Annotated in this window: 25 protein-coding genes and 1 tRNA gene; 14 read left to right on the forward strand and 12 right to left on the reverse strand. The window is 67.7% G+C overall.

The window, feature by feature from the left end; translation table 11 throughout:
- Positions 1-710, reverse strand: a 710-nt coding sequence (locus tag C0461_RS07030; protein ID WP_292105180.1) for an NAD(P)-dependent oxidoreductase, incomplete at its 3' end; no start/stop codon positions are given.
- Positions 707-1,213 carry a flavin reductase family protein gene (locus tag C0461_RS07035; RefSeq protein ID WP_292105182.1) on the reverse strand — a complete coding sequence of 169 codons (507 nt, stop codon included), beginning with the start codon at positions 1,211-1,213 and terminating at the stop codon, positions 707-709. The genes C0461_RS07035 and C0461_RS07030, both read right to left, overlap by 4 nt.
- Positions 1,214-1,339: 126 nt before the next feature.
- Between C0461_RS07035 and C0461_RS07040 the strand changes: the two genes are divergently transcribed.
- Together C0461_RS07040 and C0461_RS07045 are read left to right on the forward strand one after the other, a co-directional pair.
- On the forward strand, positions 1,340-2,239 hold the full coding sequence (locus tag C0461_RS07040; RefSeq protein ID WP_292105184.1) for a flagellar motor protein MotB: 900 nt from the start codon (positions 1,340-1,342) through the stop codon (positions 2,237-2,239).
- A 106-nt stretch (positions 2,240-2,345) separates the two neighbouring features.
- On the forward strand, positions 2,346-3,080 hold the full coding sequence (locus C0461_RS07045) for an arginyltransferase (protein ID WP_292105186.1): 735 nt from the start codon (positions 2,346-2,348) through the stop codon (positions 3,078-3,080).
- A gap of 4 nt (positions 3,081-3,084) precedes the next feature.
- On the opposite strand, the gene C0461_RS07050 is transcribed toward C0461_RS07045, so the two are convergent.
- Entirely contained in the window at positions 3,085-4,446 is a 1,362-nt protein-coding gene (locus C0461_RS07050) for a PleD family two-component system response regulator (protein ID WP_292105188.1), read from the reverse strand.
- Between the two features lie 12 nt (positions 4,447-4,458).
- Positions 4,459-4,824, reverse strand: a complete 366-nt coding sequence (locus tag C0461_RS07055; RefSeq protein WP_292105212.1) for a response regulator — start codon at positions 4,822-4,824, stop codon at positions 4,459-4,461.
- 130 nt (positions 4,825-4,954) lie between these two features.
- On the opposite strand from C0461_RS07055, the gene C0461_RS07060 reads away from it, so the two are divergent.
- The 7 genes from C0461_RS07060 (at position 4,955) to C0461_RS07090 (ending at position 9,727) form a co-directional block, all read left to right on the forward strand.
- Complete coding sequence (locus tag C0461_RS07060) at positions 4,955-6,250, forward strand: DNA polymerase IV (protein WP_292105189.1); 1,296 nt, start codon at positions 4,955-4,957, stop codon at positions 6,248-6,250.
- The gene (locus tag C0461_RS07065) at positions 6,247-6,705 is read left to right on the forward strand and encodes a RidA family protein (RefSeq protein ID WP_292105190.1); all 459 of its coding nucleotides are present in this window, start codon (positions 6,247-6,249) and stop codon (positions 6,703-6,705) included. Before C0461_RS07060 ends, C0461_RS07065 begins: the two co-directional genes overlap by 4 nt.
- Positions 6,702-7,859: a GNAT family N-acetyltransferase gene (locus C0461_RS07070; protein WP_292105192.1), complete on the forward strand. Its 1,158-nt coding sequence runs from the start codon at positions 6,702-6,704 to the stop codon at positions 7,857-7,859. Before C0461_RS07065 ends, C0461_RS07070 begins: the two co-directional genes overlap by 4 nt.
- A 35-nt stretch (positions 7,860-7,894) precedes the next feature.
- The gene (locus C0461_RS07075) at positions 7,895-8,332 is read left to right on the forward strand and encodes an HIT family protein (RefSeq protein WP_292105194.1); all 438 of its coding nucleotides are present in this window, start codon (positions 7,895-7,897) and stop codon (positions 8,330-8,332) included.
- A 51-nt stretch (positions 8,333-8,383) separates the two neighbouring features.
- Positions 8,384-8,459: transfer RNA gene (locus C0461_RS07080), tRNA-Thr, on the forward strand.
- A gap of 138 nt (positions 8,460-8,597) precedes the next feature.
- Positions 8,598-8,990, forward strand: a complete 393-nt coding sequence (locus C0461_RS07085) for a cytochrome c family protein (RefSeq protein WP_363377862.1) — start codon at positions 8,598-8,600, stop codon at positions 8,988-8,990.
- Positions 8,987-9,727, forward strand: coding sequence for a metallophosphoesterase family protein (locus C0461_RS07090; protein WP_292105195.1), 741 nt, complete (start codon positions 8,987-8,989; stop codon positions 9,725-9,727). The genes C0461_RS07085 and C0461_RS07090 overlap by 4 nt, the downstream gene beginning before the upstream one ends.
- Before the next feature lies 1 nt (position 9,728).
- Here the strand turns inward: C0461_RS07090 and C0461_RS07095 are convergent, their stop codons facing one another.
- From C0461_RS07095 to C0461_RS07110, 4 genes are all read right to left on the reverse strand, one after another.
- Positions 9,729-12,872 carry an efflux RND transporter permease subunit gene (locus C0461_RS07095; RefSeq protein WP_292105214.1) on the reverse strand — a complete coding sequence of 1,048 codons (3,144 nt, stop codon included), beginning with the start codon at positions 12,870-12,872 and terminating at the stop codon, positions 9,729-9,731.
- The gene (locus tag C0461_RS07100; protein ID WP_292105196.1) at positions 12,872-14,005 is read right to left on the reverse strand and encodes an efflux RND transporter periplasmic adaptor subunit; all 1,134 of its coding nucleotides are present in this window, start codon (positions 14,003-14,005) and stop codon (positions 12,872-12,874) included. Before C0461_RS07100 ends, C0461_RS07095 begins: the two co-directional genes overlap by 1 nt.
- 119 nt (positions 14,006-14,124) lie before the next feature.
- The gene (locus tag C0461_RS07105; protein ID WP_292105197.1) at positions 14,125-14,931 is read right to left on the reverse strand and encodes a hypothetical protein; all 807 of its coding nucleotides are present in this window, start codon (positions 14,929-14,931) and stop codon (positions 14,125-14,127) included.
- On the reverse strand, positions 14,877-15,641 hold the full coding sequence (locus C0461_RS07110) for a class II aldolase/adducin family protein (RefSeq protein ID WP_292105198.1): 765 nt from the start codon (positions 15,639-15,641) through the stop codon (positions 14,877-14,879). Before C0461_RS07110 ends, C0461_RS07105 begins: the two co-directional genes overlap by 55 nt.
- 148 nt (positions 15,642-15,789) lie before the next feature.
- Here C0461_RS07110 and C0461_RS07115 point away from each other — a divergent pair, with 148 nt between their 5' ends.
- The 3 genes from C0461_RS07115 to C0461_RS07125 all read left to right on the forward strand — a co-directional run bounded on the left by C0461_RS07115 (position 15,790) and on the right by C0461_RS07125 (position 18,260).
- Entirely contained in the window at positions 15,790-16,893 is a 1,104-nt protein-coding gene (locus tag C0461_RS07115) for a DUF2336 domain-containing protein (RefSeq protein ID WP_292105200.1), read from the forward strand.
- A gap of 49 nt (positions 16,894-16,942) precedes the next feature.
- Positions 16,943-17,722: an NAD kinase gene (locus C0461_RS07120; protein WP_292105201.1), complete on the forward strand. Its 780-nt coding sequence runs from the start codon at positions 16,943-16,945 to the stop codon at positions 17,720-17,722.
- Between the two features lie 61 nt (positions 17,723-17,783).
- On the forward strand, positions 17,784-18,260 hold the full coding sequence (locus C0461_RS07125) for an Hpt domain-containing protein (RefSeq protein ID WP_292105202.1): 477 nt from the start codon (positions 17,784-17,786) through the stop codon (positions 18,258-18,260).
- Between the two features lie 2 nt (positions 18,261-18,262).
- Here the strand turns inward: C0461_RS07125 and C0461_RS07130 are convergent, their stop codons facing one another.
- Entirely contained in the window at positions 18,263-19,402 is a 1,140-nt protein-coding gene (locus C0461_RS07130) for a DUF2336 domain-containing protein (protein WP_292105203.1), read from the reverse strand.
- A gap of 95 nt (positions 19,403-19,497) precedes the next feature.
- Positions 19,498-20,304: a transglycosylase SLT domain-containing protein gene (locus tag C0461_RS07135; protein WP_292105205.1), complete on the reverse strand. Its 807-nt coding sequence runs from the start codon at positions 20,302-20,304 to the stop codon at positions 19,498-19,500.
- 199 nt (positions 20,305-20,503) lie between these two features.
- Between C0461_RS07135 and C0461_RS07140 the strand changes: the two genes are divergently transcribed.
- Entirely contained in the window at positions 20,504-21,232 is a 729-nt protein-coding gene (locus tag C0461_RS07140) for a TonB family protein (protein WP_292105206.1), read from the forward strand.
- Here C0461_RS07140 and C0461_RS07145 read toward each other — a convergent pair.
- Positions 21,229-22,236: an FAD-dependent oxidoreductase gene (locus C0461_RS07145; protein WP_292105208.1), complete on the reverse strand. Its 1,008-nt coding sequence runs from the start codon at positions 22,234-22,236 to the stop codon at positions 21,229-21,231. The genes C0461_RS07140 and C0461_RS07145 overlap by 4 nt on opposite strands.
- 35 nt (positions 22,237-22,271) lie before the next feature.
- Positions 22,272-24,119 (reverse strand): phosphoenolpyruvate carboxykinase (GTP), encoded by a 1,848-nt coding sequence (locus C0461_RS07150; RefSeq protein WP_292105210.1) that lies wholly within the window; start codon positions 24,117-24,119, stop codon positions 22,272-22,274.
- A gap of 221 nt (positions 24,120-24,340) precedes the next feature.
- On the opposite strand from C0461_RS07150, the gene C0461_RS07155 reads away from it, so the two are divergent.
- Positions 24,341-24,684, forward strand: a 344-nt coding sequence (locus C0461_RS07155) for a hypothetical protein (protein ID WP_292105211.1), incomplete at its 3' end; no start/stop codon positions are given.

A 24,684-nucleotide genomic window follows, 5' to 3' on the forward strand; every position in this document is an offset into this window, starting at 1 on the left:
TCCTTGCGCATCCAGTCCACGGCGAAGCCGAAGTCGAACTCCCCCCGGCTCATGGTGGCCCAGCGGTTGTCCATCTGCCAGGACTGGGCCGCGCCCTTGGAGATGGCCGCATGGACCGCCTCGGGATCGAGCCCGGCGTTCTGTGCGAAGTGGACCGCCTCGGCCAGGCCCTGAACGACACCGGCGATGCAGATCTGGTTGACCATCTTGGTCAGCTGCCCGGACCCCGACGGCCCCATCAGGCGCATGGCCTTGGCATAGGCTGCCAGCACCGGCTCGACCCGGGCGAAGGCCGCGGCGTCGCCGCCCGCCATGACCGTCAGCTGGCCGTTCTCGGCGCCCGCCTGTCCGCCCGACACCGGGGCGTCGATGAAGGCCCGCCCGCCGCCGCCCGCCAGCGCCGCCATCTCGCGGGCCACCGTGGCCGAGGTGGTGGTGTGGTCCACGACTGCCGCGCCCCCGGCCAGATGCGGCAGGGCCTCGCCCACCACCTGACGCACATCGTCGTCATCGCCCACGCACAGGATGAACAGCTCGGCTCCCGCCGCCGCCCCGGCCACGGTGGGCGCGACGGCCCCGCCCGTCTTTTCGGCCCAGGCCTGCGCCTTGTCCGGCGAGCGGTTGAAGCCGGTCACGGCGTGCCCGGCCCGGACCAGATGCCCGGCCATGGGCCCGCCCATGACCCCCAGTCCGGCGAATGCGATCTTCACAGTCCGTCCTCTCCGATGCGGCCGTATCGTCCCCGGAAGAACACCAGCCCGTCTCCGCCCTCGGCCGCGAAGCTCTCCACCTCGCCCACGATGGTCATATGGTCGCCCATGGGCAGGCGCTGATGGGTGCGGCAGTCCAGCCGGGTGATGGCGTGCTTCAGGCGCGGCGCGCCGTCGCCCGCCCGATCATACTCATCGCCCCTCAGCACGCAGTCGCCCCGCGCGAACCGGGCGGCCATGTGCCGATCATCGGCGCCCAGCACATGAATGCTGAATCGCTCCGCCCCCGCGAAAGCCTTCCAGCGTTGCGAGCCCTCGTCCATGCACCACAGCACCAGGCGCGGCTCCAGCGACACCGAGGTGAAGCTGTTGATGGTGACGCCCAGCGGGCCGTCGGCGGTGTTCGCCGTCACCACGCACACGCCGGTTGCGAAGCCGCCCAGCGCCCGGCGATAGGCCACGGGCTCGGGCACGTCGGCGTCGGTCTGGGGATCGATGGTCACGCAGGCTCCACGGTCGGCTCCCCCGGACCTAGGCGGCGCGGGCGGCGGTGGCAACAGTCCCGTTTCGGGAAACCCCGCCTTAACCTCATTCAGGCAGGGTCGACTCACCATTGCGGGGTGCGTTCCATGTCCATGAGCGATCGTCCGATCCTCATCAAGAAGGTCAAGAAGAGCGGCGGCCACGGCCACCACGGCGGCGCGTGGAAGGTGGCCTATGCCGACTTCGTCACCGCCATGATGGCCTTCTTCCTGCTGATGTGGCTGATCAACACCACCGATCCGGAGCAGAAGCGCGGCATCGCCGAGTACTTCGCCCCCGCCAGCGTCTCCTCCACCACCAGCGGCTCCGGCGGCATCCTGGGCGGCACCGCGCTTGGCGACGACGGGGCCCAGGGCTCCGGCTCCCGCTCGGTCATCGAACAGCTGGCCCCCGAAGCCCCCGACCAGGTCGAGGACGCGGGTCAGAGCAGCAACCTCGCCGCCGTCACCGAGGCGGAACTGCGCGAGGAGATCGCCCGCCGCGAGGCTCGGGAGTTCGCAAGCGCCGCCGCATCCCTGCGCCAGGCCATGCAGGACATGCCTGAGCTGGCCGAGCTGTCGCGCCACCTGATCATCGACCAGACTCCCGAGGGCCTGCGCATCCAGCTGGTGGATCAGGAAGGCCGGTCCATGTTCGACAACAACTCGGCCCAGCCCAACGAGCGGGCCCGGGTGCTGCTGCGCGCCGTATCCCGCGTCATCAACCAGCTGCCCAACCGTGTCACCGTCACCGGCCACACCAGCGCCGCGGACGGCCAGCGCCGGGCCAGCGCCCCGGGCGACTGGTCCCTGTCCTCGGCCCGCGCCGACTCCTCCCGCCAGATCCTGCAGGGCGCCGGGGTCGATCCCGACCGGGTCTATCAGGTCTCCGGCAAGGCGGGCTCCGACCCGCTCTATCCCGACGACCCGACCCTGGCAGGCAACCGCCGCATCGCCATCGTGCTGCTGCGCGAGGCGCCGGTGTTGCCCGCGGACACCAGTCTGTGACCCGCCGCCCCGCCTCTCGCGCGAAGGCGCTTGCGGCGGGCGGCGATTTGGCCCCAAATCCATCCAGGTCGCAGTGTCGACCTGATTTCGTGCAGGTTATGGGAGCGTGACCCGACACATTCCGACAAGGCAGCTGCGGTTCTTCATGACCGCCACCGCGCCCTGTCCCTACCTGCCCGGGCAGGTGGAGCGGAAGGTGTTCGCCAACCTGCCCTTTTCGGATGGCGCAGACGTCAACGACCAGCTGACCAGCGCCGGCTTCCGCCGCAGCCAGAACATCGCCTATCGCCCCGCCTGTGAAACCTGCGACGCCTGCGTCTCGGTGCGCCTGCCGGTGGCCGACTTCGTCTTCAGCCGGTCCCAGCGCAAGGTGCTGAACCGCAACGCCGACCTCAGTCGCGCACTGGTCGAGGCCGAGGCCACCATGGAGCAGTTCGATCTGCTGCGCCGTTACCTGACCACCCGCCACCCCGGCGGCGGCATGACCGACATGACCTGGCAGGACTATGTGGCCATGGTCGAGGACACGGCCGTGCGAACCCATCTGATCGAATACCGCAGGCCCTCGGACGACGGCGGGCCGGGCGAGCTGGTGGCCGTGTGCCTGACCGACCTGCTCTCGGACGGCCTGTCCATGGTCTACAGCTTCTTCGATCCCCGGCTGGAACGCCGCAGCCTCGGCGTCTTCGCCGTGCTGGACCATCTGCGTCAGGCCGAGCTGATCGCCGCGCCCTATGTCTATCTGGGTTACTGGGTGCAGGGCTCCACCAAGATGGACTACAAGGGCCGCTTCCGCCCCATGGAGATCCTGCGCCCCCTGGGCTGGACCCTGGTGGTCTGAAGACTCAGGCGGCTCTCGCGATGACGCGGTCGCGCCCGGAGGCCTTGGCCTCGTAGAGCGCTTCGTCGGCGCGCTTCAGCAGGGCTTCGGGCGTGTCATAGGGGCCGTCGGTCGCTGCGACCCCGGCCGAAATCGTGATGGTCAGCAGTTCTCGCCCGCCCATGATGCGGAACGGCGCGCCGCCGATGTCGCGGCGGATGCGGTCAGCCACCCGCTCGGCGGCCGCCAGCGACGCCCCGGGCATGACCACCACGAACTCCTCGCCGCCGTACCGGCATGGCAGGTCGATGGCCCGGACATTGGTGGCCAGTCGCACGGCGAACTCCCGCAGCACCTCGTCGCCCGCGTCATGGCCGAAGCCGTCGTTGACCGCCTTGAAGTGGTCGATGTCCAGAACCATCACCGCCGCCGGTTCGCCGCCGCGAGAGGCGCGCGTGGCCAGGGCCTGCAGCTGGGTGGTCATGTAGCGCCGGTTGTGGAGCCCGGTCAGCGGATCGGTGACGGCCATCTCCAGGCTGTGATCCAGCTTGTCGCGGAGGAAGTCGGTATAGCGCTTGCGCCGGATCTGGGTGCGGGCGCGGGCGGCCAGCTCCTGGGCGTCCACGGGCCGGGTCAGCACGTCGTTGACGCCCAGCTCCAGAGCCTTGACCAGGCGCGCCCGGTCCTCAGGTTCTATGATGATCAGCAGCGGCAGGTGCCGGCTGGCTTCGGCCGATCGAATGTGGGCGGCGAGGCGCAGGCCGTCGAAGCTGTCGGCCGCCGCATTGATGATCATCAGATCGACCGGTCCGCGCGACGCCATCAGGGCGTTGCCGGCGTCCGATTCGATCACCGGGCGGTGTTCTTCCTTGAGCTGATCGAAGATCTTTTTCGCCTGACGCTCGTTGTCGTCCACGATCAGGACGCGTCCGCCGATGCCGCGCATGCGGGCGGAGCCTTCCTCGAGGCCCAGGCGGCGGCCGGATTCCTCGCGCTCGCGCAGTTCGTCCATCACCAGCTTGAGCCGGCTCAGCGAACGGACACGGGCGAACAGCACCACGTCATCAATGGGCTTGGTGACGAAGTCGTCGGCTCCGGCCTCCAGCCCCTTGATGCGGTCCTCGCGGCCGTCCAGGGCGGTGACCATGACGACCGGGATATGGCGCGTGGCGGGATCAGCCTTCAGCCTGCGGCAGGTTTCGAACCCGTCCATGCCGGGCATCATGACGTCCAGAAGGATGATGTCCGGCTGGTCGCGGGCCGCGATCTCGAGCGCGGTCGGGCCGTCGGAGCAGGTCAGGACATCGTAGTATTCGATCGTCAGCTTGGCCTCGAGCACGCGGACGTTCGCCTCGACATCATCGACCACCAGAATGCGCGCGGTCATAGGCCTGCCTCGTTACGACACATACCGTTTCACGGTGTCCAGAAAGCCCATCACCGAGATGGGCTTGGAGATATACGCTTCACACCCCCCCTCCCGGATGCGTTCTTCATCACCTTTCATGGCGAAGGCTGTGACGGCGACCACGGGGATATGGGCCAGATCCTCGTCTTCCTTGAGCCACTTGGTGACCTCCAGGCCGGAGATCTCGGGCAGCTGAATGTCCATGAGGATCAGGTCGGGGCGATGCTCGCGCGCCAGGGCCAGAGCCTGCAGGCCCTCGCGGGTCTGCAGGGTCTCGTAGCCCTGGGAATCGAGCAGATCATGAAAGAGTTTCATGTTCAGTTCGTTATCCTCGACGATGAGGACTTTCTTGGACATCATCACCGACCGGTCTGTTCCCTGCCGCCACGCTTCGCCGGCCCCTATATGTGTAGGACCGGCCGCGTCTTATTCAGGCGTCATCATGGCCGGGCATCCTTAAGTTGGCGTGAAGGGCGAGCACCGCGCGATGAAGGCCATCTGCCGCGACTGTCTGTGGACCGGCGACCGAGCGGTTTCGCGCTGTCCGGCGTGCGCATCGCCGCGCATGGTGGTCCACGAGGAGCTGCAGCGGCTAACCATCGCCCACCTGGACTGCGACGCCTTCTATGCCTCGGTGGAGAAGCGAGACCGGCCCGAACTGCGTGACAAGCCGGTGATCGTGGGCGGCGGCAAGCGGGGGGTGGTGTCCACCGCCTGCTATGTGGCGCGGCTGTACGGGGTCGGCTCGGCCATGCCCATGTTCAAGGCGCTGAAGGCCTGCCCTGATGCGGTGGTGATCAAGCCCGACTTCGCCAGGTACAAGCACGAGAGCGGCCGCATTCTGGGAGCGCTCGCCAAACTTACGCCCCTGATCCAGACCCTGTCGCTGGACGAGGCCTGGGCCGACCTGTCGGGTACCGAGCGGCTGAATGGCGGGCCCCCCGCCTTCCAGTTGATCCGGCTGCAGAAACAGATCGAGGACGAGACCGGCCTGACCGTCTCCATCGGCCTGGCGCCCAACCGGTTCCTCGCCAAGATCGCGTCGGAACTGGACAAGCCGCGCGGCTTCTCGGTGATCGGCGCGGCGGAGGCGAAGAGCCTGCTGGCCGACAAGCCTGTCACCATCCTGCCGGGGGTCGGCAAGGTGTTCTCCAGGAGCCTGCGCAGCGACGGCTACGCCACCGTCGGCGATCTGGCCCGCGCGGAGGTGAAGGATCTGGTGCGGCGCTACGGGGAGTCCGGCCTGCGCCTGCACGATCTGGCCCACGCCCGCGACGCCCGGCCTGTGAACCCGGACCACGACCGCAAGGGCATGAGCGCCGAGACCACCTTCAACGACGACCTGAGCACCCTGGAATCGCTGGAGGCCGAGCTGTGGCCCCTGTGCGAGAAACTGGCGGCCAAGGCCCGGCGCGACGGGGTCGCCAGTCGGGTGATCGTGCTGAAGCTGCGGGCCACCGACTTCCGCCTCTACACACGGCGGCGCACCGTGCCCGACCCGATCCAGACGGCGCGCGGCTTGTTTGCCGTGGGCCGCGAGTTGCTGAAGCCCGAGATCGGCCGTCCGTGGCGCCTGATCGGCATCGGCATGGCGGACATCGCGGACGCCGAGGACGCCCCCGCAGGCCTGTTCGCCGAGGACCAGACCCGCGCCCTGAAGACCGAAACCACTATCGACGCCCTGAGGGAAAAATTCGGCGCCGGGGCCGTCGTGGCCGGGCGGGCGTTGAAGCGGGGCGGCGGGACGTCTAAATCCCCTGCAAAGCCTCAGGAGCCCTCATGACCATCGAAGCCCGCCTCAAAGACCTCGGCATTGACCTGCCCAAACCGGCTGCCGCGGTCGCCAACTATGTGCCCTTCGTGCGCGCCGGCAATCTGGTCCACATCTCGGGCCAGCTGTCGAACGATGCGGACGGCGGCATCAAGGGCACGGTCGGCGACGACGTGGACCTGGAAACGGCGGTGGCCGGCGCACGCCTGTGCGGAATCAATCTGGTGGCCCAGATCAAGGCGGCCTGCGACGGCGACCTTGAGCGTGTGGTGCGCATCGTCAAGCTGGGCGGCTTCGTCCAGGCGGCGGGCGACTTCATCGAGATCCCCAAGGTCATCAACGGCTGTTCCGACCTGATGGTGGATGTGTTCGGCGATGCGGGCCGCCATGCCCGCTCGGCCGTGGGCGTCTATCGCCTGCCGCTGGGCTTCGCCGTCGAGGTGGACGCCGTCGTCGAGGTGCGGTGAGCACCGACGCTGACTTCATCCTGAAGGTCCACGGCCGCATCGCCCAGATCGGCCAGGGCGCCTGGGACGCCTGCGCGGCGCCCACGGGCGACCCGTTCGTGGGCTTCGATTTCCTGAACGCCTGCGAGGAAGCGGGCTGTGCGGTGGAGGCGCAGGGCTGGGGCCCGCGCCACCTGTCCCTGCATGGGCCGGGCGACGCCGTGCTGGGCGTCATGCCGCTCTACCTGAAGGGGCACAGTCAGGGCGAATACGTCTTTGACCACGCCTGGGCCGATGCGTATGAGCGGGCCGGCGGACGCTATTATCCCAAGCTGCTGTCGGCGGTGCCCTTCACCCCGGCGACAGGGCCGCGCCTGCTGAACGCGCCGGAGACCGACGCCGCTACGGTGGGCGCCGCCCTGCTGGAGGGCGCGCGCACCCTGTGCGACCGCACGGGCGCCTCATCCCTGCATGTGAACTTCCCCGACGCCGACCAGTGGCGGTTGATGGGCGCGCAGGGCCTGCTGTTGCGTCAGGACATGCAGTACGTCTGGCGCAACCACGGCTATGGCGCGTTTGACGACTTCATGGCCGCCCTCTCCTCCTCCCGGCGCAAGACCATCCGGCGCGAGCGGCGCGAGGCGCAGGCGGGGCTGGACATCCGTGTGCTGACCGGGCGCGACATCACCGAGGCGCACTGGGACGCCTTCCACGCCTTCTACCTGGACACCGGCGACCGCAAATGGGGCCGGCCCTATCTGAACCGGGCGTTCTTCAGCCTGATCGGCGAACGGATGAGCGACCGCATCGCTCTGGTCATGGCCTTCGACGGCGAGCGGCCCATAGCGGGGGCGCTGAACTTCATCGGCCGCGACGCCCTGTATGGCCGCCAGTGGGGCACCCTGGAGGACCGACCCTTGCTGCATTTCGAGCTGTGCTACTATCAGGCCGTCGAATTCGCCATCGCGCAGGGCCTCTCCCGGGTCGAGGCGGGGGCCCAGGGCGAGCACAAGATGGCCCGCGGCTATCTGCCCACGCCGGTCTACTCGGCCCACCACATCGCCGACCCGCTGCTGCGCGAGCCGGTGGCCAACTATCTGGATCAGGAACGCCCCGCCGTCGCCGCCGAGATCGAGGCCATGACGGCGGAATACTCGCCGTTCCGGTCCGCCTGACCTATGCTTGGACAAGCAACAGAAGGAGCCCGCCCATGAGCCTTCACGGCGCCTATGACCCCGACAACATCTTCGCGAAGATCCTGCGCGGCGACATCCCGGCGGTGACGGTGTGGGAGGACGACCACGTGCTGGCCTTCATGGACGTGTTTCCGCAGTCCGAGGGTCATGTGCTGGTGATTTCGAAGACCTCCACCGCCCGCAACATGCTGGAGATCGAGGCCGATGTGCTGATGCGCATCACCGAGGCGGTGCGGAGGCTGTCGGTGGCGGTGGACAAGGCCCTGAAGCCCGACGGGATCACCATCAGCCAGTTCAACGGCGACGCCGGCGGCCAGACCATCTTCCATCTGCATTTCCACATCGTGCCCCGCTGGGCCGACCGCGCCCTGAAGGGCCACGGCCATGCGCCCATGGCGGAGACGGACACCTTACGCGCGCTGGCCGACGGGATCGCCGCGGAACTGGATTGACCGGATGGCTTGCGGTCGCGGGCCGCACCCCTCATAACCCCACGCCGAAGCGCCGGTTTAGCTCAGCTGGTAGAGCAGCGGTTTTGTAAACCGAAGGTCGCGGGTTCGATTCCTGCAACCGGCACCATCACCTCCGAGGTTCGTGATGAAGCCCTGTGGCTGGCTGGCGGTCTCTACCGCGATTGTGATGACGGCCTGCGGGCAATCGGACAGTACCGTCCCAGATACAGCCCCCACCGCCGCCACGCCCGCGGCAGAGCCCCGCGTGCTCACGGACGAGGAACGCACCGCCATCCTGGCGTCCCTTCCACTGCCTTATAGCGAGGCCGACACAGAGAACGGTCGGCGCGTCTTCGCCCGGTGCCGGTCTTGCCACACCCTGCCCGAGGGCGGGCCGAACCTGACGGGCCCCAATCTGTGGGGCGTATTCGGGCGCCAGGCCGGGTCGGTGGAGGGCTACAACTATTCCCCCGCCCTGCGCGAGGCGGACTTCACCTGGACGGCGGAACAGCTGGATCAATGGCTGAACAACCCCCGCAGCTTCCTGCCCGGCAACAAGATGGCCTTTGCAGGGGTTCGCGATGAAACGGATCGCCGCGACCTGATCGCCTGGCTGAAGGTCGAGACCGGCTATGGAGCGGATGTCGACGTTTCATGACGCGCATCGCCGTCCTGTCGGACATTCATGGCAATCTGGCTGCTCTGGACGCCGTATTGGCTGACGCCGAGAGGCGCGGCTTCGACAGCATGGTCAACCTCGGCGACATCTGCTCCGGAGGACTCTATCCGAGCGAGACCGCAGACCGTCTGATGGCGTTGAATCTGCCGACCATCCGCGGCAACCACGAACGGCAGGTTCTGACGTCTTCCACAGAACACATGGGCGCTTCGGACCGTCACGCGCGAGCTTCCCTCAGAGCTGATCAGCTTGCCTGGCTTGCCCAGCTTCCGGAAGCTCTCCGTCTGGAGGACGGCATCCTCATGGTTCACGGCACCCCGCGCAGCGACGTGGAGTACTTTCTGCATACCGTAGAGGAGACCGGTCTTCGCCCGGCCACGGTGGACGAAGTTCGGGAACGCGCCGCCGCGACGAGGGCGGCGGTGATCGTGTGTGGCCATACGCACCTGCCCGGACTTTTCCAGCTGGACGACGGGCCGTTTATCATCAATCCAGGCAGTGTCGGCCTGCCCGCCTATGATGACGACAGACCTCACCCGCACGTGGTCGAAGCCGGTTCTCCGCACGCTCGCTACGCCATGCTCGAGGCGCGAGGCAGCGATTGGACAGTCGACCTGATCGCTGTCCCCTATGATTGGGAAGGCGCCGCTCGCACCGCCGAGGCGAATGGGCGACCCGACTGGGCTCGCGCCCTCAGAACCGGCCGGGTCCGGTGACTCACTCCGCCGCGTGCTTCAAGCCGTCGTTCGCGGCTATCTCTTGCGCTTCCCATTCCTCGATCTTGCGGGCCGTGTACTCCGGCGAGCGGGTGAAGCGCGCCAGGGCGCCGTAGATCACCGGCACCACGAACAGGGTCAACAGGGTCGCGAACAGGGCGCCGGAGAAGATCACCACGCCGATGGTCTGGCGGCTGGCCGCGCCGGCCCCTTGCCAGAGGACCAGCGGCAAGGCGCCGAAAGCCGTGGCGATGGAGGTCATGATGATCGGGCGCAGCCGCAGGGCCGAAGCCTCGACGATCGCCTCCTTGACCGTTCGTCCCTGATCCCGAAGCTGGTTGGCGAATTCCACGATCAGAATGCCGTTCTTGGCCGCCACGCCGATCAGGATGATCAGGCCGATCTGGGAGTAGATGTTCAGGCTGGACCCGGCCATGACCAGGCCGAACAGGCCGCCTGCGGCGGCCAGGGGTACAGTCAGCATGATCACCGCCGGGGTGATCCAGCTCTCGAACTGGGCCGCCAGAACCAGGAACACCAGAACCAGAGCCAGTCCGAAGGCCAGGGCGACGGCGCCGCCAGCCTCGGCCTGGTCCCGCGCGGCTCCGCCCCAGCGGATCGTGGCAACGCCCTGCGGCTGCTCCGCCGCCTGCGCCTCGAACCATTCCACCGCATCGGCGATGGTGTAGCCGGGGTTCAGGTCGGCGCTGAGGGTGATCTCGCGCTGGCGATCCAGACGACGGCGGTCCGGCGTGTCACCGGAGGTCTGGGTCTGGACGACCGCCGACAGCGGCACCAGTTGGCCGGAACCCGTCGTCACGTAAAGCGAGCGCAGGTCGTCGATGCTCGCGCGGTTCTCGCGCGCGGTCTGCAGAATGACGTCGTACTCCTGACCATCCCGGATGTAGGTGGTGGCGCGGCGTGATCCGAACATGGTTTCCAGCGTCCGCCCGATGTCCTGGGAGGATACGCCCAGGGCGGCCGCCTGTTGCGGATCGACATCGACCAGCAGGCGAGGCGCATTCGGCTCATAGTTCAGACGCGGCCGCGACAGGCCCGGATTGTCCAGCGACGCATTCATGATGGGCTGAACCCACTCGTAGAGCCGCTCGTATTCGGCGCCGACCATGATGAACTGCACCGAGTTGCCACCCCCGCCGCCCCGCTGGAATGAACCCGGGGTGGACGCATTGACCTGTGCGCCAGTCTGGTTGCGGAGGTTGCGATTCAGCTCCTGCGCAATCTCGTCCGCTGATCGGTCACGGTCGCTCCAGTCGGACAGGGCCAGAATGGCGTTGCCGCTGCTGAACCCTCCGCCCCAGCCGGGCGCCGAGATCATGTAGGAGTGCGCCTCACCGGACTGATGGTACCGGGCCAGCTGGGGCTCGAGGCCCAGCATGATGTCGCGCGTGTAATTGAAGCCTGCGCCCTCGGGGCCCTGCACACGCACCATGACACGCCCGCGGTCCTCGTTCGGCACCAGTTCATTGGGCAGACTCATGAACATGGCCGCAGAGCCGATCATGACCAGGATGATCACCGCGCCCACACCCGCCACGGCGAACCGGGCGTTCAGAAGTCCGTCCAGAGACGCCTGATAGGACCGCTTCAGCGCGTCCATGCCCCCGTCGACCTTGCGCGCCAGCCAGCCCTGCCCCGACGCCGGTCTCAGAATCTTGGACGCCATCATGGGGGACAGGCTCAGCGCCAGGAACGCGGAGAAGAAGATAGCCGCGGTGACGGCCACCGCCAGCTCCACGAACAGGCGCCCCACATAGCCGGGCAGGAACATCAGCGGCGCGAACACCGCCATCAGCACGACGGTGGTCGCGACCACGGCGAAGAACACCTGGCGCGCACCGCGTTCGGCGCCCACCAGCGGCGGCTCGCCATGGTCGATGCGGCGCTGAATGTTCTCGGTCACGACGATGGCGTCATCCACCACCAGGCCGATGGCCAGCACCAGCGCCAGCAGGGTCAGGAGGTTCAGCGAGAAGCCGAAAGGCGCCAGGATGATGAACGTGGACAGCAGACAGATGGGCGCCACAATCGACGGAATGAGCGCCGCCCGCAGTGTGCCCAGGAAGATGAAATTGACCAGCGCCACCAGCGCAAGGGCGATGCCGATGGTGATCCACACCTCGTCGATGGCGTGCTTGGTGAAGACCGAATTGTCAGAGCCCACAACCAGTTCGCTGCCATCCGGCAAACCGGGTTGGACTTCTGCCAACAGGGCCTGGACGCCTTCGGAAATCTCGAGGTCATTGGCCTGGGACTGACGCGTAATGGCCAGGCCGATCTGATCCAGGCCGTTGCCCCGGAACAGGCGGCGATCCTCTGCGGGCGCCTCTTCGACCCGGGCGATGTCGCCGAGGCGTGTGACATAGGTCCCTTCACCTGAGCCGGCGCTGCTGACGGGCAGATTGGCGAACTCGGCAGCCGTGGAATAATTGCGCGCCACGCGGACCGTGTAGTCCTTGTCAACGGACTCCAGCGTGCCGGCCGGAAGTTCGATGTTCTGGCGCGTCAGGGCGGCTTCGACGTCCGACACGGTCAGACCCCGCGCGCCCAGGGCGGCGGCGTCCAGCCAGATTCGCATGCTGTATTCCTGGTCGCCGTAGATCTGAACCGCGGCCACGCCCGGGACCACCGAGAACCGGTCAACGAGATAGCGATCCGCGTAGTCGGTCAGCTCCAGCCGGTTCATGGTCTCTGACCGCAGGAACAGGATCATGATGGGCTGCCCGTCGGCGTCGGCCTTGGCCACCTCGGGCGGATCCGCCTGGGCCGGCAGATTGCCCAGAACGCGCGAGATGCGGTCGCGCACATCATTGGCCGCATCGTCGATATTGCGGTCCAGGGAGAACTCGATGGAGACCCGCGAGCGGCCATCACGGCTGGAGGATGTGACGCGCTCGATGCCCTGGATGCCCGCGATACGCTGCTCGATGGGCTCGGTGATCCGGCTCTCGATCACCTCGGCCGAGGCGCCCCGATAGTTGGTGCTGACCGAGACGATGGGCGGATCCACGTTCGGCAGTTCGCGCACCGGCAGGAAGAAGAACGCCGCCGCGCCGATGACGCAAAGCACGATCGCCGCGACGGCGGCGAAGACTGGACGGCGGACGGCGACGTCGGACAGCATCATGGCGCGGAGGTCCGGGTGACGGCGGCGTCCTGCGACGTCGCCGGGGCGTTCGAAGCGCCGGCGACCTGGACCGCCGCGCCGGGCTGAATGCGGTTGAGGCCCGAACTGATGACCCTGTCGCCCACACTCAGGCCCCGGATGATCTCGACCATGCCGGCCTCCACGGCGCCGGCCTGGACCTCGATGCGCTGGGCGGTGCTGCGCTCGCCGTCCGAAGCGATCCGATAGACGAAGGCGCCGGAGCCCTCATACTGCACCGCCGCCTCGGGCACCGCTGGCGCCGAGCGTTCGCCCTGCACAACCGAGACCCGCATGCTCATGCCCGGCCGGATGGACATGTCGGGATTGGGAAATTCGGCTCGCGCGGTCAGGGCGCGGGTCTGGGGATCGATGCGGGTGTCCAGATCGGCGATCCGGCCCGAAAACTCGCGCCCGGGGTAGGCGTCCGCCCGCGCCGTGATGGCCACGCCGGGCCGCAGCAGGGGCAGGTAGCGCTCGGGCACCTGGAAATCCACCCGCACAATCGAAAGGTCATCCAGGGTGGCGATAACCGTGCCGGGGTTCACCAGCGTGCCAGGGGTCACGGTGGTGAGTCCGAGAACGCCCGCAAACGGGGCGCGGATCAGCCGCTCGCCGCGTCGGGCCTGGGCGCCCTCCAGGGCGGCTTCGGCGGTTTCGAAATCGGTGCGGGCCTGTTCGGCCGTCACGCGCGGCGCAATGCCCCGCTCAGCCAGGCTCTCCCACCGCTCCATGTCGCGGCGCGCCTGACGCACCCGCGCCTCGGCCTCGATAATGCCGGCATCCTGCTCGTCTGCGCGCAATTCCACCAGGGGCGCGCCTGCGGCAACCCGCTGGCCATCCGAAAAGAAGACCCGCGTGATCAACTCTGTGGTGCGGGAGGTGATGTCCACCGACCGGCGCCCGCGGGCAACGCCCAGAACCTCGAAACTGTCGCTGAAAGCGCGGTCGATCACGCGAATCTCGGCGACTTCCTGGGCTCCGCGTCCGCCCCCGGGGCCGCCCGGACCGCCGCCCTCCTCGCCCGCAAAGGCCATGCGCAGGACCACCGCCAGCACCATGAGGGCGACGGCCGCGACGGCCGCGAACAGAAAGAAATGTCGTTTCAGCACAATGACCGGTCCGGCGCGTTGGGGAGAAGGCAAGCCCTTATCGGCCTGGCCCGTAGAGGCAAGCCCGATTGCAGTAACGTGATGAAGTTACGGAATCCGTCGCTTTCGGATGCGTTTTGTCAGAACCGGCGCCATACAGCCAGCATCGGCCCTCGGGACTCCGGAACATTGCGGCCAGCCACGGTCTGGCGCCATCCGGCCTGAAGGCTCCAGGCCCCCGAAGCGCGCACCACGGAGGTCTCCAAATTCGCCCACTCGGCTCCCTCTTCGCTGCGACCGGCGAACACCTGGTTCAGCACGCTCCAGCCGGGCGCCAATTCGGCTCCGGCGGTCAGGTCCAGCCGCGTCTCGTCCGGCAGTCCCTCCCGCAAGCGCCGCGCCGCCTGCACCTCGACGAAGGCGCCGCGCCAGGCGAAAGACCGTCCGCCCATTACGCGCAGGTCCCAGTCGCTGTCCCCCGCGCCCGGCGGCGCATAGACGGCGTTGCGCGCATCGCCGCCCCAAGCGTAGCCCGCATAGATGCTGAGCACCGTCCAGTCGTCTCGCCAGACATTGACCCGAACGCCCAGTTCCACCGGCCCGCGCCCCTGATAATCCACGAAGGCGTCCTTGCCGTCCTGCCAGTCGCTTTTTGCCTGCAGGGTGATCCGGTCGGTCAGGCCGTATTCCATGAACAGGCCCAGCACCTGATCGACCTGTTCGGCGGGGAGCGGCGCGCGGACGCCGGACAGGTCGAAGCCATCCTCGGCCCGCATGGTCTCGAATTTGAGAATGACCTGGGTCTCGCCCTTGGACGTCGGCCAGGCGCCCGCGTGGGCGACCTGCGACGCCAGGGCCGCCAGCGCGGCCGCCGCCCCGCTGACGCCCCTGATCAGGCGTCGTATCCCGGTGAGCGCCGGTCCAACTGGCGCAGGGCGCCGGGCCACGCCAGCGAAGAGATGAAGCCGATCGCCTGGCCCTGTTCCTTCGTTTCGGCCTGAGCCGCGTCCGGGGCGAACAGAACGCCGTCCCGGCCCGCGCTGAGAGCGCCGATCTGCTGACGGCAGGCCCGCTCCAGGAAGAAGATTCCCACCCAGGCCGCCGCCGCCGTCTCGCCCACCGCAAGGGTACCATGATTACGAAGCAACATCAGGGACTTGTCGCCGAGATCAGCCACCAGACGTTCACGCTCGTCATGGTTCAGGGCCAAGCCCTCATAGCCATGATAGGCCACCTGATGCTGCAGCAGGCAGGCGTTCTGGCTGAGGGGCAGCAACCCGTCCTTCTGCGCCGCCACCGCTACCCCCGCGTCCGTGTGCAGATGGATGACGAATTTTGCATCCTCGCGCGCCGCATGGACAGCAGAATGGATGGTGAAGCCCGCCGGATTGATGAAATTCGTAGTCTCCTGAACCACGTTTCCGTCCAGATCGACCTTGACCAGCAGCGAGGCCGTCATCTCGTCGAAGTAGTAGCCATAGGGGTTGATCAGGAAGTGATGCTCGGGCCCGGGGACACGGGCCGAGACATGGGTGAAGATCATGTCGTCCCACCCGTGCAAGGCGACCAGCCGGTAAAGCGCCGCCAGCTCAACCCGCGTTCGCCACTCGGCCTCCGAAACCCTGGATTTCAGCGAAGGTGATGCGTCATCAGCCATGACCGTCTCCCAAAGCAACCCTCTGAACCGTCACCGTCGCGCCACACGACGCGAGCGTCAAGGTTAGCGGCGCGTTAACCCCCTTTTCACTCCCACCGCGTCAAAGCTGAACCGTGGCGGTCCGCCGCCGAATCCCGAAAGGCGTGTCGTGGCCACTGAACTGTCCAGCGTCAAACCCGCTCCCGCAGACCTTCTGGCGCTGGCCCGGAGCCGCGACACGGCGGATCAGCAACGTCTGCTGCGCGGCGTCGCCGCCCTGTGTGAGGCTAATCCGCCTCGTCCCGGAGACCCGTCTCACGCCCTCCTGAGCGAAATTTTTCTGACCCTTGCGGCCAGGGCCGAGCGGGACATTCGGCGCACCCTGTCGGAATGCCTTGCGAAGGCGGACTGGGCGCCGCCGGCCCTGATCAACACCCTGGCCCTGGACGAAATCTCGATCGCGCGCCCGGTGATCGCCTCGAGCCCGCTTCTGAGGGATCAGGAACTGTTGAAGATCCTGGTCGAGTGCACCATCGAGCACCAGATCGAGGTTGCCCGCCGGCCGCGCATCAGCGGCCGCATCGCCGACGCCATCATTGAGGGCGGCGAACCCGCTGTGATGACCGCCCTGGCTGCGAACCGCACCGCCGAGGTCAGCGAGGCCGCTGTCCGCCGGCTGGTGGAGGCGTCCCAGCGCATCGCGGCCCTCCGCGCGCCCCTGGTGCGGCATCCGGCCATGAACGACCAATTGGCGCAGGAGCTCTACGGCTGGGTCGGCCAGGCCTTGCGACAGGCCATCCAGGACCGCTTTCGCGTGGACGCGCCGGCTCTCAGCGACGCCATTGATGAGGCGGTGCGCGCCGCCTACGCCCGAAAGGGCGAGGCCCCGCCCCCGGACCTGGACGACAATCCCGCCCGAGACGAGATGGAGCGACGGCTGGTGGCCAAGATGGACGCCTCGGGCCAGCTCAGACCGGGCTATCTGATCCGCGCGATCCGCGAAGGGCGGCTGAGCCTGTTCGAGCACGCCCTGTCAATCATGGGTGGATTTGCGCTGGCCCAGGTTCGCGACGCCGTGCGGGCGGACACGCCGGAGCCGCTCAGGCTTGCCTGCGCCGCCGTGGGCATCGACCGGGCGGTCTTCCCTGCGATGGTGGACGAAATCCGCAAGCTCACCGGCGGCCTGCCGGCCGGGGAGTTGCGCAAGCCGCGGTTGCTGGAGCGTTCGGGCGAAAGTGCGGCGCGGGCTTTCCGCGCCAATCGCGCCGCCTGATCGACAGCGCGCGTTTGACTTCCGGCTCCGCGTCCGCTTGCACTGGGCTGTGAGCATTCTTCCACCCTCCCCGCGCATCGCCTTTGTCGCCAGTGATCGGCCCGAGGCCCTGGCGTCTCGCGACGCCCTGTCAAGGCGCTATCCGTCCGTCCCGGAGGAGGACGCTGACGTGATCGTGGCGCTGGGCGGCGATGGGTTCATGCTGGAGATGCTGCACACCCACATCCACCGCCGCACGCCGGTTTTCGGCATGAACCGCGGTTCGGTCGGCTTTCTCATGAACGACTATGGCGAAGACGCCCTGATCGAGCGCCTGACAGGAGCCATCGCCACCGTCATCCATCCGCTGGAGATGCGGGCCTGGACCAGCGAGGCCCAGGTCCAGGTCGGTCTGGCCATCAACGAGGTGTCGCTGTTGCGCCAGACCCGCCAGAGCGCCAAATTGAGCATTCTTGTTGACGGGCGCGTCCGGCTAGAGGAACTCATCTGTGACGGCGTGCTGGTGTCCACACCGGCCGGCTCGACGGCCTACAATCTTTCCGCCCATGGCCCGATCATTCCGCTCGACGCCAAGGTTCTGGCCCTGACCCCCATCAGCGCCTTTCGACCCCGACGCTGGCGGGGCGCCTTGCTGCCGCACAGCTCCGAAGTCTGCTTCGATGTGCTCGAGGCTGACAAGCGTCCGGTCAGCGCCGTAGCGGATAATTTTGAGGTTCGACGGGTGCGCAAGGTCGAGGTGCGGGAACGGCGTGACATCGCCCTGACCATGCTGTTCGATGCCGACCGATCGTTCGAGGAACGGGTTCTGGCCGAACAATTCACGGCTTGAGTCACCGCTTCTTAAACCTGCGGGTGCAGACTGGCGGAGAACTGCTCTTGGAGTCTCCGCCGTGAACAAGTCCGCCCAGGTCATCCAGCCCCCCAACACCCTCCGCCAGAAAGTGGGCGGCGGTTTCGGCGGTATTGACGCCGGCGCCATCGCCAAGGCGGAAGAAGCGCTGGCGGCCATGGCCGACCAGTTCGGCGCCTGGCTGCAGGACGAGCTCGACAAGATGGATACGGCCTGGGCCGCCATCCAGACCGACGGCTACACAGTCGCGACCGCCGAAGGGCTGTATTTCCGCGCCCACGATCTCAAGGGTCTGGGCGGCACCTATCAGTATCCGCTGGTGACGCGGCTGGCCGGCTCCATGTGCCGACTGCTGGACAACGCCGAACAGCGCATGGATGCGCCGCTGCCTCTGCTGCAGGCCCATATCCAGGCCATCAAGGCGGTGGTGCGTGACAAGATCCAGACCGACGACCATCCGGTCGGCCGCGCTCTCGCGGAAGAACTGGAAGGGCAGGTCGCCGCCTTCAAGGCGTAGCCTCAGGCCGCGTTGGCGGCCAGCATCTCCGGCTCCGGCGTCCGGTCCAGGCGCTCCAGCAGATAGGTCAGGTCCTCGCGCGGCGTATTCGGCCGCTGGGTGAGGAACCGTTCCAGCATGCGCTGCTGGAACCGGTCGCCGCTCAGAACGACGCCTTCAGCCTGCATGCCGCGCCAGGTGTCCACACCCGCCCGGAACGCCTGGAACAGGCGCGGGGGCAGTCCGGCCCGGTCATAGATCGCCTTCAGGCCCAGAGGCCCGGCGTCATGGATCATCAGCCAGGCCCGGTCATGCGCCACGCCCGCCAACTCCGACAATCCCTGCTCGAAGAATGCCATCTGCCCCCGCGCCAGACCGCGCAACAGCAGGGAGGCGTTCAGCGCCTTGCGGGCGTTCAGGGTGGCCACAAAGGTCGGCAGGTCCGTGCTGACACCCGCCTGGTCAATCAAATCCACCGTGGCCCGCTCACGCGTGAACTGGGCCAGTTGAATGGCGGTCTCGGGCGCCAGGGCGTGACGCGTGACCAGATGCTCCCGCACCGCGTCACTGGCCAGGCCGATCAGTTTCTCCGTGATCGCCATGGGCAGCACCGGCCGGTAGGCCATGGCCGCCACCAGCTCGGGTGACTGGCCGAACCTTTCCAGAGCGCGTCCCATGCTCCGTTCCGAAAGGTCGGCGTTGTCGTTGGCCGCCAGGGCGCGGACGGCCAGCTCTCCCGCATCGGACGCGATGACATCGGCCACGTCCCGGGACACCTTGGGCCGGGAGGCCACCGCCACCTGCCGCGCGGACGACCCGCCGCGCACGATCTCGATCAGATCCTCGTCGGTGAAGGCGGGTGAGAAACCGATTATGGGCATGGCCACGGTGTCCACGTCCCGCGCCAGGCGTCGCGCCACGTCACGGGGCAGCAGATCAGACGATTTCAGCGTCACCGCCAAGGCTCGACGAACCATTTCGGCCACGTCGCCGGCCAGGACACGCAGGATCTTCTCGGCCGCCTCCCGGTCTGTGGAGCTGAGGTCAGCGCGGTCGATGGTGCGGCACAGCTTGTGGGCCGCCGTCGCCCGCTCGTCATCATCCCCGCTCTTGATCAGGCGATGCAGGTCCAGGTCAGTCAGGCGGGCGCGTGAGGGGATCATGGGAGCTTCCGGAAATCAGGCCGCGAGAATGTCGCCGTTATCCTTAAGGCCGCGTTTACCCTGACGACGGGAACGTCACTTCGAGCGTCGTTCTGTCAACCCTGCCGCGATTCCCCCGGCGGCGCGAACGCCTTGAGGAATGTGGTCGCCTCCCCCTCGCCCTGGGTCCCCAGCAACAGGTTCAGCAGGTTCTGATCCTGGCTGAGCCGATCCATGCGCGCAGCCAGCATGCGGTCCTGTTCGCTCAACGGCGGCGGGGACGGCGCCGAGGGCTGCTGCGGCGCGCCCACGGCGGGATGATCGCCCGCCGTGCGTTGCAGATTCGCATGAACCTCGGCCACCGTCGCCGGGCGGCCGCTCCGGTAGAAGATCGACCGGTTCGCCGCCGCCGCCTGGGGAAACAGCGCCGCAGCCGAAGCGCCGGGGCGCGTGGCCATGGCCTCCATCAGGGTGGCGGCGCCCGCCGGGCCCAGGAAGTGCGCCGCATAGAGGTCACCGCCGCCGGGCTCTCGCCCTGTCCGTCCACGCAGATAGGCCGCGTTGGACGCGGCCAGTTCGGCCGCCATGACCGAGGCCGCATGCGCGTCGAACCGCAGGTCCATGACCACGTTGCGGGCCGAGCCCTGGACGCGCCAGCGTCCGTCCGAGCCGCGGTGGATCAGGTCGGCGTACTGACCGTATCCATGTCGATGCCCGTTCTGCTTGAGGGTCGCCAGCCAGGTCTGCTCGATGAACTGGAACAACCCCGCAGCGGTGGAGGTTCGCGCCTGGGCCTGGGGATTCAGCGCGCTTTCGCGGCGCGCGGTACGCATCAGAAAGTCGAAGTCCACGCCGGTCGCACTGGAGGCGCGCCTGATGGCCGCCTCCACACCGCCGGATGAGGGAATCGCTCCGATGCTCATAAGGTTGACGGTCGTTTACGTTGGTTAACGAAACCCTAAACTTCGTTAACAGGCCCTTATGATCCACAGATCGCTCACTCCGATATCACGGTCTGCTGAACAGGCGTCGCCGTAAAGTCGCCACAACCCCGGCGCGACACTTCGTTCGTCGGACGTCGGTCTCGGCGGTCCGGCCTTTGTGAACAAGGGAGTGGACGTCATGATGATGAAGCTCGCAGGCGGAGCCGGTTCGGTTCATCCGCTGGATTTCAACAACCGCAAGCGGCCGGTTCCCCGCTGGGTCTGGCTGGCGGTCGGCGCCTCGCTCATGGTGCACGGCGCCGCCGGCGTGTGGCTGTATCAGCAACGGTTTGAACTGCGAGCGCCGGAAGCGACGCCGGAGCCGACGATCACGGACGTGCAGATCATGCCGCGTCCGCGCCCCCCAGAGCCGGAAACGGCCCAGACGCCGCCGCCGCCCACGGCCGTGCATCGTCCGGCGCCCAATCCGGTCCAGCCCACGGAAACGGCCCCGTTCACGCCGCCAGACATTCCGGTGACTGGTTTGGCGTTTGATCCGATCTTCGTTCCCGCGACCCCGGGTCCGGTGCAGCCCGCCGCGCCGGCGCAGAGCGCCCCCTCCACATCTCCCGGCGTGATCGCCAACCCTCGCTGGATCGCCCGACCCACGTCCGATCAGATGGCGCGCGCCTATCCGGGCCGCGCCTTGCGCGACGGAACGGAGGGCTCCGCCACCCTGCAGTGCTCGGTCACGGCGCGGGGCAGCCTGACCGGCTGCTCGGTGATGTCTGAAACGCCGGGCAGTCACGGCTTCGGACGGGCGGCCATGCAGCTGTCGCGACACTTCCGCCTCAGCCCCCGCACCGTGGACGGCCAGGCGGTGGAAGGCGCCGTGGTCACCATCCCCCTGACCTTCCAGCTGAACTAGAAGCGCAAAGGATCGAAGGCGGCCGCAAAGGCCGTCTTCGGTTCGCCCTGGACGGCCGCTGTCACCGTCCGGGCCACCGCGGGCGCCAGCAACCAGCCATTGCGGCGCGGCGCCAGGGCGGCGAACAGCCCCTCCCCCAGCGGCCCGGCCATGGGCAGGCCGTCGGGCGAGGCGCCGCGAACGCCCACGCGGGTCCGGCGCGTGCCGATGGACGTGAGGTCAAAAAAGCGCGCGGCGGCCTGCAGCATCTGTCGGGCCTGAACCGCGTCGGGCGCTACGTCGCGGCGATCGAAATCCATGCTGGCCCCCACCATCACGCCGCCGCCCATGGGCGCGACATAGGCTCCCGGGCCACGCCGCATGCATTCGACAGTCAGTCCGAACAGTTGCTCCAGCTGGCCCCGGATGGGACGAATCAGGCCGAGGACGCGCGCGGCCTCTGAGGGCAGCCCGGCGGGGGCTGCATGGGCGCCCATCGCCAGAATGACGGCGCCGGCCGACAGCACGTTTCCGGTCTCCAGCACAGCACGCCAGGAGCCATGCTCAGTCTCGAGACGCGCCACCCGGCCCTGGACCAGGGTGACGCCCTTCGCGGATCTGAGCGCAATCAGCGCGGGTTCGGCCTCGATCCGCCAGTCCTCCGGCGTCCTGACGACGCCGTTCTCCGCCCTGGCTGCGAATCCCGCTCCCAACAGCCGTTCGGCCACCGCTGCAGCGTCAGGTCCGCGCCACTCCGATCCCTCGGCAGAGATCATGAGGCTGTGACGCTCCGCGAACTCAGGCCACAGGTCACGGGCGGCGCGCAGCATGTCTGCCCGTTCGCGCGTCGTGTTCTCCAGGGCGCTTTCCATGGCGGGCGCGATCATGCCCGCAGCAACCGACGAGGCGTTGTCGCCGCCGGGATCGACAATGGTCACACCCCGTCCACGGCGGGCCAGTTCAACCGCAGTGGCGAGGCCCAGAACGCCCGCGCCGATGATGAGAATGTCTGAGGAGGATGACACGCGCCGTCATCGACCGGCGCGCGTCCTTTTTCAAGCTATTCGGCCGCCATCCGCGCGGCCCGCGCGCGATCGAGCCGTTTGACGAGGGCTTCATGCTGTCGCCACAACGCCTTCGGCAGGCGGTCGCCGAACTTTTCGAAGAAGGCTGGAATCAGGGCCGCCTCCTCGCTCCAGACATCAGGGTCCACGTCCAGCAGGGTCTGCATCTGCGCTTCGGTCAGATCGACGCCGTCAAGGTCCAGCGCCGCCGCCGTCGGCACATGGCCCACTGGCGTATCGATCGCTTCGGCCTCGCCTTCCAGCCGCTGGGTGATCCACTTCAGCACCCGCACATTGTCGCCGAAGCCCGGCCAGATGAAACGGCCATCCTGATCCTTGCGGAACCAGTTGACGAAGAAGATGCGCGGCAGCCTGGTCGCGTCCGCACGCTCGCCCAGCGCCAGCCAGTGGGCGAAATAGTCACCCATGTTGTAGCCGCAGAACGGCAGCATGGCGAAGGGGTCGCGGCGCAGTTCGCCCACCCGGTTCTCCGCCGCCGCCGTGCCTTCGGACGCCACCGTGGAGCCCATGAACACCCCGTGCTCCCAGTCGAAGGCCTCGGTCACCAACGGCACCGCGCTGGCCCGGCGCCCCCCGAACAGGATCGCCGAAATCGGCACCCCCGCCGGGTCTTCCCACTCCGGGGCGATGGTCGGGCACTGGTTCGCGGGCGCTGCGAAGCGAGAATTCGGGTGCGCCGCCGGCTCGCCGCGCGCCGGATCATAGGGTCGCCCCTTCCAGTCGGTCAGACCGTCGGGCGCGTCCTTCGTCAGGCCCTCCCACCACACATCGTTGTCGGCGGTCAGGGCGACATTTGTGAAGACGGTGTTCTTCGTCAGGGTCGCCAGGGCGTTCTGGTTAGTGTTGCGGCTGGTGCCCGGCGCCACGCCGAAGAACCCAGCCTCCGGGTTCACCGCATACAGCCGACCGTCGTCCCCGAAACGCATCCAGGCGATGTCGTCGCCCACCGTCTCGGCCTTCCAGCCCGCCAGTGTCGGCTGCAGCATGGCCAGATTGGTCTTGCCGCAGGCGCTGGGGAAGGCGGCGGCCACATAGTGCACGCGTCCCTTCGGGTCGGTCAGCTTCAGGATCAGCATGTGCTCGGCCAGCCAGCCCTCGTCGCGGGCCATCACCGAGGCGATGCGCAGGGCGTAGCACTTCTTGCCCAGCAGGGCGTTGCCGCCATAGCCGGAGCCATAGGACCAGATCTCCCGGGTTTCCGGGAAATGGACGATCCACTTGTCGTCGTTGCAGGGCCACGGCACATCCGCCTGCCCCATCGCCAGCGGCGCGCCCAGCGTATGGACGGCGGGCACGAAGGTCCCGTCCTCGCCCAACTGGTCCAGCGCCGCCTGGCCCATGCGTGTCATGATCCGCATGGACAGGGCCACATAGCCGCTGTCGGTGATCTCCACGCCCAGGGCGCTGATCTTCGACCCAAGCGGCCCCATGCAGAACGGGACCACATACATGGTGCGGCCCGCCATGCAGCCATCGAACAGGCGGTTCAGGCGCTCGCGCATACCGACCGGGTCGGACCAGTTGTTGGTTGGTCCGGCGTCGGCCTCGTCCTGCGAGCAGATGAAGGTCCGGCTCTCGACCCGCGCCACGTCCCTGGGGTCCGAGGCGGCGTAGTAGCAGCCGGGCCTTGTTTCAGGATTCAGAGGGCGCAGGGTGCCGCGCGCGACCAGATCGGCGGCGATGGCGTCGGCCTCGGCATGGGACCCGTCGCACCAGTGCACCCGGTCCGGTCTCGTCAGGGCGGCGATCTCGGCCACCCACTGGATCAGGCCACGATGCTTCGTCGGGGCCGCGTCCAGCCCCGGAATCGTCTCGATTTTCAACGCACGTCTCCCTGAGCTTCCCAGGCCCGGCAATCTGTCGTCGCCATGGCCTCACGACGATCACGCCGTGTTACGGAAAGGCAGAAACACCCCTTCTGACGCGGCGTCAACCGGCGCACATTTCGACCCGCAGGGCGCCGGGACCTGACAAAGAAGGGCATGATCTTGCCTTGGGCGGCCGCGCCAGCGACAGTCCCTGGGTTCAGGGAAGGCAAGAAATCATGCGCATCACGCCGGCCATCGTCGCCACAGCCACCATGCTCGTCGCCTGCGTCTCCAATGCGCAGCCGACTGAAGATCCGATCGGTCCATGGGCCATGATGCTGAGCGTGCCTTATGATCCGGGGGGCCAGCCCGTCATTAGCTGGATCAGCGAGAACGACACCCCTGGGCCGCCCGAGAGCGAAGAGCATTACATCAACGAGCATTGGGAGATGATGCTGCACCAGCCCGCTTCCATGGACCCCGACCCTGAACGCTGGACCCTGAGACGGATGCGTTACGTCTGCGGCGACAGCACCGTCGCGGTGCTGGAAACCCGGACCTTTGAGGGTGAAACGCTGGT

The sequence above is a fragment of the Brevundimonas sp. genome (genome assembly GCF_013823285.1).
In the GTDB taxonomy this organism is placed as follows: domain Bacteria; phylum Pseudomonadota; class Alphaproteobacteria; order Caulobacterales; family Caulobacteraceae; genus Brevundimonas.